General features: G+C 60.3%; 7 protein-coding genes. 5 read left to right on the top strand and 2 right to left on the bottom strand.

Annotation, left to right across the window (positions count from 1 at the left end):
• Positions 1 to 503: 503 nt before the first annotated feature.
• Together AX756_RS23950 and AX756_RS23945 are read right to left on the bottom strand one after the other, a co-directional pair.
• Positions 504 to 1,295 (bottom strand): alpha/beta fold hydrolase, encoded by a 792-nt coding sequence (locus AX756_RS23950; protein ID WP_163886939.1) that lies wholly within the window; start codon positions 1,293 to 1,295, stop codon positions 504 to 506.
• A gap of 288 nt (positions 1,296 to 1,583) precedes the next feature.
• Positions 1,584 to 2,960, bottom strand: a complete 1,377-nt coding sequence (locus tag AX756_RS23945) for a tetratricopeptide repeat protein (protein WP_068318220.1) — start codon at positions 2,958 to 2,960, stop codon at positions 1,584 to 1,586.
• Between the two features lie 138 nt (positions 2,961 to 3,098).
• On the opposite strand from AX756_RS23945, the gene AX756_RS26195 reads away from it, so the two are divergent.
• The 5 genes from AX756_RS26195 (at position 3,099) to AX756_RS23920 (ending at position 9,213) form a co-directional block, all read left to right on the top strand.
• Entirely contained in the window at positions 3,099 to 3,371 is a 273-nt protein-coding gene (locus AX756_RS26195) for a hypothetical protein (protein ID WP_068318217.1), read from the top strand.
• Positions 3,372 to 3,390: 19 nt separating this feature from the next.
• A complete protein-coding gene (locus AX756_RS23935) occupies positions 3,391 to 5,154 on the top strand; it encodes a sulfatase-like hydrolase/transferase (RefSeq protein ID WP_082739347.1) in 1,764 nt (587 codons plus the stop codon).
• A gap of 96 nt (positions 5,155 to 5,250) precedes the next feature.
• Complete coding sequence (locus AX756_RS23930) at positions 5,251 to 6,327, top strand: ABC transporter substrate-binding protein (protein WP_163886937.1); 1,077 nt, start codon at positions 5,251 to 5,253, stop codon at positions 6,325 to 6,327.
• Positions 6,328 to 6,377: 50 nt separating this feature from the next.
• Positions 6,378 to 7,487, top strand: a complete 1,110-nt coding sequence (locus tag AX756_RS23925) for an HlyD family secretion protein (RefSeq protein ID WP_068318213.1) — start codon at positions 6,378 to 6,380, stop codon at positions 7,485 to 7,487.
• A gap of 58 nt (positions 7,488 to 7,545) precedes the next feature.
• Entirely contained in the window at positions 7,546 to 9,213 is a 1,668-nt protein-coding gene (locus AX756_RS23920; protein ID WP_068318210.1) for an alkaline phosphatase family protein, read from the top strand.
• Positions 9,214 to 9,721 lie beyond the last annotated feature (508 nt).

Genomic DNA, 9,721 nt, shown 5'->3' with positions numbered 1-9,721 from the left:
CCGCGCGCTGCGCGATCTCGCGTTGCGTCAGGCCCGAGTGCTCGATGGCGGTGGTCAGGAAAGCGGCGGTGGGGCTCTTGGTCATGTCATGCTCAACAGTTTGCTTCGTTCACTGCTGATATAGAAGGACGCGTGCGATCCGGGTTGGGGCAAGGGAGGAGGATCGAGCGAGGCGATGAAGGGCCGCGTCGTGGTCTGACCCTGCGGAAGCTTGTCGTTGAGACGGCTGTCTGTGCTGGCCTGCCTGACATCGGTCGCCGCGAGCCGAGAGAGTGGTCTGCGCGAGTTTAACAATCGTGTACGAACCCGAGCGGACATTCGCCAAGATGATCATCGCCGCGGCGCGGCCCCCTCAAAGCCGACGTTCATTGCGCTGTGCGGCATCGTCCGGCTCGTCGATACCCGCAGTGCGGACGAAGCCGTCATTCTCTGAAATGCAGAACGATGCCAGTGTCTCCTATTGGAGTGTCTGGAACGCACTGAATTGTTTGCGTGCTGCGCTTTCAATTTGCAGCGATGCCCAACAGTATCTCCGAAACAGCTTCCTTGGATGGGCTGACTTCCATCAACTGGTGTGGGCCTTCAACGGTCACGAGAGTCCAACCACGCCTTTCTGCACGCGCCGGGGCTTGCACATTGCGCATATGGTCGAAAACTTCGCCTTCGGTGGCCACGATGATGGTTCCATCAAAGTCCGGTGTACCTTCCGGGATATCGATACGCTCCACATAGGACTTCCAGGGGTGAGGGCGCATGGTTGGCTTGGCTTCCCGAAGCGCATCCGATGGAATGAGCCATCCATCGCCTTCTTCATCAACGGCCGTTTTCGCCGTGTCATAGACGTCGGGCCCAAACCCATCGATAAGGTTTTCCCCATGATCCAGCGGCACCGTGTCGATGAAAACAAGGTGCTTGACGCGATCTGGCTGCTGGGCCGCGACACCGGAAATGACCGGTCCGCCATAGCTGTGGGAAACGAGAATGACGTTCTCGAGGTCGCGCCAGCTCAACATGTTGGACACGTCGAGAATGTGGGTCAACAAGCCCGTTTCCTTGGAAAGCAAATGCTCCTTCTCGCCAAGTCCCGTCAGCGATGCCTCGATCACCTCATACCCGGCCCCCTCCAGAATTTCCGTCAGCAGCTGCCATTGGCCCGCCCATTGAAAGGTGCCGTGCACCATCAAGAAAACGGGTTGGTTCGTGTTCGAGTCCTGTGCGTTGGCTGGCAGGGTCGAAAACAGGAAGGTCGAGCAGACCAGGAAAGACGTGAGAACTGCGGTGGGAATGACAGTCAAAAGAAAAACTCCAGGAAATGGCATCCAGTGTTCAATCAGCCTACGCAGAGAGCATGCCGAAGAGCAAAGCCATTGTTCAACCCAGACCGCGACCTCTCATTCACTTTGGGCTCGAAGCGGCACTGCGGCAGTGCCAAGATCCGGCCAGACATCGACGCGGGGCGCGACCGGCCCTGAGCGGACCCTCGAGGTGCGTCAGCTTGCGGCAACGCGGCATCGTCGAAGCGGACAGTAAGAGATTACGGATCACGAGTTTTTCCCGTAGTCGCTACGCGACGAGTGCTACCGTCAGGGTTCCATTGACCAACCGGCGGCAGCGAGATCGGAGAGGAGTTGCCCTGCGTCTTCAGAGTTCTGGTAGAACCGTTTGACGACGGGCCCAGGCCGGAAAGCTGGCCAGGTTTCTTGAAGTTCGTCAAGTAGATCCCGGGCGTCAGACGTGCGTCCTGCGGCCTGTTGCGCGGCAGCCTTGTACATCAGAGTCAATTCGCTCACCGGTCCGCCCATCCGAACAGCGTTGTCGAATGACACGATTGCTCGCGCGTGTTGACCGATGTGGTAGTTCGCAACACCGTACATATTCAGATATGCGGGGTGTCGCCCCCCGCTGTTTCTCGGCCGTTCTGGATCGGCGAGCAATAGCGCCTCCTCGAAATGCCCGGTCATTGCTGCGATCACAGAGCTGAAATCGAGTACCTGTCCGTCGGTAGGGCTAAGCGAGACCGCGCGTCGGCTCGCTTCCAAAGCCGTGTCATAGTCGCGTCCCGCAAAGGCAATCCAAGCGGCGGCCGAATGGGACCAACCCGAGAGCGGGTCGAGATCGATCGCCTTTTTCGCCATCTCCGAGCCCTCCGACAGCAACTCGGCAGCAAGGTCCGCATCGGGGGAGATCAGGGCCAACGTTCCGAGGCTGTGGGCCGCCCCGGCATAACCTCCGGAGAAACTCGGATCGACAGCAATCGCTTCGCGGTATATGGCGGTGGCGAGTTTCTGATGATTTGCATCGGCAATCGGAAACAGCAGTTCACTGGCCTTCTCGGCCAGGTTGGCGGCCTGCAAGGTCGCCACGGATTTCTCGGCGAGCGCAGTTCTTGTCGCAACGGCGTTGGAAGGTGTTGCCGAAAGGTCGGTGAATGGCTTCTGGGGCGCGTCGCCGGCACGCGAATACCAAAGGATCAGGGCGAAAGCGGCCAATCCCGCCAGGATCAGCAGCCCGATCAAGTCGCCGGCACGGCGGCTGGGTATGGTGGGGGGCGGGCTTTGGTCGGTCTCGGCCTCCAGCGTCTTGTCGGTCGAAACGCCGGGGCTGAAAAGCTCGAAGCGCGGTGCGTAGCCGCCGCTATCGACATGGATCCTGATCGGATCACTTGCGCCCTCGTCGTCGTAATATTCGGCAAGCTTTCGTCGCAGTCGCCCTGCATCGACGCGGACGATGCTGTTGCCGCCATCATCCGGTTCCCGCTCATAGACATCTTCGGCAATTGTTTTGCCTGCGATCAGGTTCCCCCGGTCTGCCAGGCTCTCATCGACGACGTAGCTCAGGAACGCCTGCAAACGCCCGGCGTTCTCGAACGCCGAACTGTTGATCACTCGATCAAGCGCTTCGCGCGCTGCCCGTTTCGAAACCGGGCCGTTCTCGCGCTCAATTTCGTTCGCTGCGGGCACTCTCGGCAATATCCTTTTATTTCAGATGTCTGACCCGCGTTAAGCCTACGGTTTAACGCGCCCGTTTTACCGTAAAACCCTTGTTGTTTTACCGTAAAGCCCTTGTTGGAGATTGCAAGGATAGCGCAGCCTCCTCCAATGGCCACGAACAGCAAGCAGGATCTGAACGGGGGGAGAACACCCGAACAACTCTTCCCCGACAGGCAGGAAGACATTCGCCGTCTGCGCGCGCAGGACCAGGTCTTTGAAGAAATCTGCAGCGACTACGAGTTGATCGCGGGTATCGCCCAGAAGGAAACCCCGGAGGACGAGGCTGTTTCCGAATGCCTTGCCGGACTCGCGAATGAGATCCGACGCGCGCTGGCACGTTCCGACCGCGGTGCAGATACCGAAGAACGAACAAATCCTTAGCACCAACAGGAGAACAACGATGAAAATTTGCAGGAAGGGGCTGGCTGCCGGTCCCAGGACCGCAGCAGCGCTGCTCGTTGCGGGGGCATTTGCGACCTCGGCATCGGCGCAGAACGCTGAAGCAATAGACGGAGTTGTCCACGACGCGGAATACTATGTGCTCAAGGCACAGAATGGCGAGCGTTGGGCAGAGGAGGATGTTGACCTTCAATCCCGTCTCGCGGAACTGCGCGAAAAGTTCGGCACGCCGCCGAACCTGATCCATATCATGTGGGACGACACCGCCTATGGCGACCTCGGGATGCCGGGCGTTCAGGCGGTGCGCGGTCTCGACACCCCGAATATCAACGCCCTTGCCGAAGACGGGATGATGTTTGCCCGCATGTATACCGAAGTGGGCTGTACCCCGAGCCGCGCCGCGGCCGTGACGGGCCGGATGGCCGTGCGGTCGGGCATGTACAATATCGGGATGCTTCAGGAGAGCCATGGCCTCGACGCCGAGGAGGTAACGCTTGCTGAGGTGCTTGGCGAGGCGGGCTACAAAACGGCCTTCTACGGCAAATGGCATTTGGGCGATATCGAGGAAAGCTATCCGCACAACCAGGGCTTCGACGAAGCGCTGTTCACCGGGTATAACCAGATCCTCTCGCTTAACACACGCGAGGCGGAGCAGGGCAATGCCTCGATCGGTCTGTTCGAGGACATGCTTGTCGAGGATCCCTACAAGCTTGACGACACATTCATCACCAAGGACTGGGTTCAAGTCGCCGAAGGCACCAAAGGCGGCGAAACCCTACAATGGCGCGACAACAGCCTTGAGACCTACGAGATGATCGATTCCGAAGGTCTCGACCGGATGTTTGCCTTCATGGAGCGCAGCGCCGAGTCTGGTGAGCCCTTCTACGTGGCCAACTGGCCGATCATGTCGAGCTTCCTGCCGATCCGAGAGAAATGCACGCGCGCGCGTAGCTTGTTGCAGAATGGTCTGCAATGCACAGTCGATCCGCTGATCAAGGCGGTGCAGGACAAGCTCGAAGAGCTGGGCATTGCCGAGAACACGCTGATCGTGGCCATGGCCGATAACGGCCCGATGTCGCATAACCCGCCTCCGGGTACCGGCTTTGCCGAAACGATCTTTCGGGGCGGCAAGGGCGACTTTCTTGAGGGTGGCGTTCGCGTCCCGGCCTTTGCCGTATGGCCCGGCATGATCGAGCCCGGCTCGCTGCCCGGTGATATGATCCACATCACGGATCTCTTCACGACCTTCGCGAGCCTCGGCGGGGCGATGGACGCCATTCCAACCGATCGCGTGATCGACGGTCTGGATCAGACCTCGCTGCTGCTGAATGGCGACACCCATAGCCGCCGCGACTATACTTTCACCTATGCCGGTCCGACGCTCGGTGCGGTGGTGAAGGGCGACTACAAGCGTCACATGATCTCGCCGGACCCCGTGGGAGAGGCCAGCGGTATCCCGGCGGCCTTCTACTTCCTGCCGTCCGACCCGCGCGAAGTGCAGCCGATGCTGACCAACCTCATTCACCTCAAGCGGCCGTTCAACCGGATGGTCCTGCGCCACAACCTGTGGAAGGAGTCCTATCCCGACAGGCCCGAGAAGCATGGTATCCCGTGGACCGGAATCGCCAACGCCTCCGAAGCGCTGAAGAAGGAGCAGAACCCGCAGCTTGTGCTGAAGGATCTTCCCTTCGATCCGCTCGAGTATATCGAGCATCTGGATGAGTTGCCCTTCGATCCGAACGGGGACCCGAGCATCGGCGAATAACGACCAAGCACCGTCTTTGCCCGGCCTGCATCCAGCAGGCCGGGCAAAGTTCAAAAAAATTGGAGCAAGCCGCTCATGCAGACCCGAAGAGATTTCATGTGTAGGAGTGCCGCTGTGCTTGCCGGCCCCGCATTTCTTCGCGCGACGCGCGCCTCCGCGCAGAGTACCCTGCCGATAACTGTTTCCAGCTATCTGCTCGACCGTACCGAAGCTCTGTTCGATGGTCGCGTAAAGATAGAAGGCACGGAGGCGACCTTTGTGGCCGATGCGATCGGTGACATGAACACCGCCGCGTTCTCAGGCAATGGCACACGCGAGATCACCGAGCTTGGCCTGCACCCGTTCATGTTGACCCATGCAAACGAGGAGTTCCGCGACTATGCTCTCCTTCCGATTCCGCTGCTGCGGCAGTTCCGGCACAAGAGCGTCTTTGTCCGTGCAGGTGCGGGCATCGAGAAACCGGAAGACTTGAAAGGCCGCCGCATTGGCACGCCGGGCTATTCCTCCACCTCGCTGACATGGATTCGCGGCATCTTCGAGGATGAGTATGGTCTCAAGCCCTCGGAGGTGGAATGGGTGCAGTCGGTCAAGGACAGCTCCGCTGGCGAGGCTGGCAATATCTCCGCTCAGGAGCAGCGGCTGCCCGAAGGGATCACGGTGACAACCGGCACACCGGGCTTTGACGAATCCGATTTGTTGCTGGAGGGCGAAGTGGACGCGCTCTTCCATGCAGGCACCCCGGCTGCATTCATCGCAGGGGATGCCCGGATCGAACGGCTCTTCCCCGATTTCCGCGCTGTCGAGCGTGACTATTTCGAACGCACCGGCATCTACCCGATCATGCACGTCCTCGCGATCCGCCGGGATGTTGCCGAAGAGCACCCCTGGCTGGCCCGCGCGGTTTTTGACGCCTACTCGCAGGCAAAGACGCTGGCCTACGAGACCAAGGATCGACTGACCTGGGCCACGGACATGCTGCCATGGTACTCCCAAGAGTTGGAAGACACGCGGGCGCTGATGGGGCGGAACTTCTATCCCTATGGGATCGAACCCAACCGCAAGACGCTCGAGACCCTCTTCCGATACTCTCACGATCAGGGCCTTGCGAGCAGAGTCCTGACCATCGAAGAGACTTTCCTGCCGGGAAGCCTCGATTTCGCCGAAGAGGTCTAAGGCGTGCTGACGCGCAACATTACCGGCCTCAAATCACAGGAATCCACGGAATGCTGATCGTTCTTGGCCTCTATTCCGGTCTCATTTGGCTGCTGTTCTTCAAGATGAAACTGCTGCCTTGGAATGGCTTCTTCAAAGGGATCGTCTGGACCGGCGCTCTCGTCATCGCACTTGTCGTGATCGGCGCACTGAACCACACGACGCCGACCGGGCAGGTATCGGTGCAGGGTGTTGTCACCAATATCGTCCCAAACGTGGCTGGCCGGGTGACCGAAGTGGTCGTCGAGCCCGGTGCGGAAGTCGCAGAAGGGGACGTGCTGTTCAGGATCGACGACACGGTATTTGCCGCAGAGGTCGCCCGGCTCGAAGCCTCGCTGGAAACCGCGCGCTCGGCCTCGGATCAACTCTGGCTGGATCTGGAAGCGGCTGAGGCGGAGATCGACTCGCTGAACGCTCAACTGACCTTCGGCATCCAGCGCCGCGACGACATTATTGAACTCGAAAACCGCGGCGCCTCTACGACCTTCCAACTGCAAGAGGCCGTTTCCACCATCGACCAGTTCAAGGCCGGGCTCCGGTCGGCCGAGGCGCGCAAGGCGGGCCTGGAGCGCCGGATCGCGGCGCAAGTGGGGGATGTCGATGCCGGGGTGGCAGAGGTTGAGAACGCCCTTGCGGCGGCGCGCTGGAACCTCGAGCAGACCGTCATTCGCGCGCCGGCCGGTGGCATCGTCACCGGCGTCACCCTGCGTCCGGGCAACCGTGCGACGACCGTGCGCGGAGCGATCAATTTCATGATCCCGAACGACCGCTTCATGGTTGCGACGCTCCCGCAGTCGAGCAGAGGCAACGTATTGGTCGGGGACGAGATACGTGTCGCCCTGCGGACGATGCCCGGTACCGAATTCACCTCGCGCATCGAAGCAATGCCTCCCGGAACAGCCGAGGGGGCGCTGGATACGCGTGCCGGGTTGCCGAATCTGCGGGATCTGCGGGGAAGTGGCGAGTTTCCGGTCATGGTTACTATCCCGGAAGAAATCGACCAGACCTCCCTGCCCATTGGCACCTCCGGAACCTCGCTGGTGATTACTGACAAGGCCGGCCCGATTGGCGCGCTGGCGGAGATCCTTTTCTGGATCACCAAGCAGATGAACTATCTGTGAGAAGGACGCTGGACAGAGAGCGGTTCTGGCCACAGCACACCGAAATGGAGACGTCAAAATGCAAAGAACCCTCCCTCTGCTCGTCGCCTGCGCGATCCCCTTCCAGCTGACGGCCCAACCAGATACGGGCGACATCCGTTTGATCGTGCAACTGACAGTCGACGGGATGCGCGGCGATCTGCTGACGCGATACCGGCCAAGCTTTGGTCCAGACGGGTTCAACCGGCTGCTCGACAACGGCGTCTGGTACACAAACGCCCATCACCTGCATGCGAACACAGAAACCATCGTCGGCCACGCTACGCTGGCCACCGGCGCACACCCATCTGAACACGGGATGGTCGGCAATGTCTGGCTCAACCGCGCCACCGGGAAGCTGGGCTACAATATCGAAGACCCGAAAAGCCCGATCCTGCCTGTGCCCGGCTTTGGCGGTGACGGAGAGCAACTCGACCCCGCGCAAGCAATCGCGCAGGCTGGCGGGCGATCTCCGGTCAACTTGCTGGCCACGACATTCGCCGACGAGCTGGTCAAGTCGAACAACGGGCGCTCTAAGGTCCTCGCAGTCTCCGGCAAGGACCGTTCGGCGGTCGCGATGGCTGGCCACGCCGGCAAGGCTTTCTGGTATTCGACCACCACCGGGGCCTTCGAAACCAGTCGCTACTACTATGACGAATACCCGACATGGGCGCTGGACTGGAACGCCGCACGCCCAGCGGATGCGGCCATAGGCACGTCATGGGCTTTGAGCGGCGAAGCCGACAGCTACCTGCTCGCCGCTAATGACGATCGTCCCTATGAGGTCGACCTCAAGGGCTTCGGCCGCATCTTCCCGCACGCTTACGGCGCGCCAGATGACGGGATCTACTACTCCCAGGTTCTCGTGAGCCCGTTTGGCGATGAACTGGCAGCCGAGTTTGCCAAGACCGCCGTGACTGCCGAAGGGTTGGGCCGCGACGCCTGGCCCGACCTGCTCAGCGTCAGCTTTTCTTCCGTCGATGCTGTGAACCACTTCTTCGGCCCCTCGAGCCTCGAAAACGAGGAAATCGTCCGACGGCTGGACCGGACGCTGGCCGGGTTCATGCAGTTTCTCGACGAAGAGGTCGGGCACGAACACATCCTTTATGTCCTGTCAGCCGATCATGGCATGCCCGAGATGCCGGAATTCGTGGCCGAACAAGGGTTCATCGTCGAGCGGAACACCAACCAGGATCTGCAGGAGGAATTGAACGCCGAGATCGCTGAAACCCATGGCATCGAAGGGGCGGTGAAGTTCTTCTTCCGGCCCTACATCTACCTCAATCACAAGGCGATTTCCGAGGCCGGTGTATCGGTCCGCGAAATCGAGGAGGCGATTTCCCGCTCGCTTGAAGCGCGCGACGGGATCGCTATCGCCATGCCACGCGAGCCGTTGCCCGAACAGCGTGGCGGTTTCCTCGAGGCCCCGATCCGCCGCAACTTCCATCCGCAAAGATCGGGAGATCTCTATGTCGCACAAGCCCCCTATTCATTCCTGTTCGACCATGGATCTGTCGCCGTGATGCATGGCTCGCCCTGGCGCTACGACACCCATGTCCCGATCATCTTCGCCGGCCCCGGCATCGAGCCGGCACGGGTTGCCCGACCGATCGCCACCGTCGATGTAGCGCCCACTCTGAGCGATCTGTTCGGCACGACCATGCCAAGCGGGGCCTCGGGTAAGCCGCTTTTCGAAGCCATCAGGTGACAGGGAGGCTCTCCGCCAAAGCGTCGACCGCACTCCAGTGAGTCAAGCGCGTGGCTGGATGTCTCCAGAGTCTGTTTCCAGGATTTGGCCGGTATCCGGCTGTACCTGCAGAGAATGTCCGGTTCCCGCCCTTCCTGCAGGTTTCTGCACCCGTGAGAAAGGGGATCAACGTCAAGATATCACTACCCAATAGGTCTAGAGCTGTCGCCTCTATTGACGGCACCTAAGCCAACACTAGATGTACGCCTCACTCTATTTTCGTTTATGTCGTAGCTACATATTTTTCGGAATTCAAGCCGATGGCGATCACGCTAAGACATACGATCCGGGCGGGATGCTGTGCACGCCCGCTGTGATCCAAAAACACTCCCCCTGCCCTCTTCTTTCCGATGGATTGAAAATCCTCGTGTCGGTGGTTCGATTCCGCCCCCGGGCACCACTTTCAAAAACAGCTTCGGATGTGACCTGCCCCCCGTTGGTCCCTCAGTCATAACGAGAGTCTGCGGGT

It is taken from the genome of Aliiruegeria sabulilitoris, assembly GCF_001558155.1.
GTDB lineage: Bacteria > Pseudomonadota > Alphaproteobacteria > Rhodobacterales > Rhodobacteraceae > Tropicimonas > Tropicimonas sabulilitoris.
The sequence above is the reverse complement of the archived record's forward strand: the minus strand, read 5'-3'. Positions and strand labels throughout refer to the sequence as shown.

Excerpts from the sequence above, each read along its gene's own strand:
- AX756_RS26195 (WP_068318217.1), top strand. The coding sequence starts at position 3,099 with ATGGCCACGAACAGCAAGCAGGATCTGAACGGGGGGAGAACACCCGAA.
- AX756_RS23935 (WP_082739347.1), top strand. The coding sequence starts at position 3,391 with ATGAAAATTTGCAGGAAGGGGCTGGCTGCCGGTCCCAGGACCGCAGCA.
- AX756_RS23930 (WP_163886937.1), top strand. The coding sequence starts at position 5,251 with ATGTGTAGGAGTGCCGCTGTGCTTGCCGGCCCCGCATTTCTTCGCGCG.
- AX756_RS23925 (WP_068318213.1), top strand. The coding sequence starts at position 6,378 with ATGCTGATCGTTCTTGGCCTCTATTCCGGTCTCATTTGGCTGCTGTTC.
- AX756_RS23920 (WP_068318210.1), top strand. The coding sequence starts at position 7,546 with ATGCAAAGAACCCTCCCTCTGCTCGTCGCCTGCGCGATCCCCTTCCAG.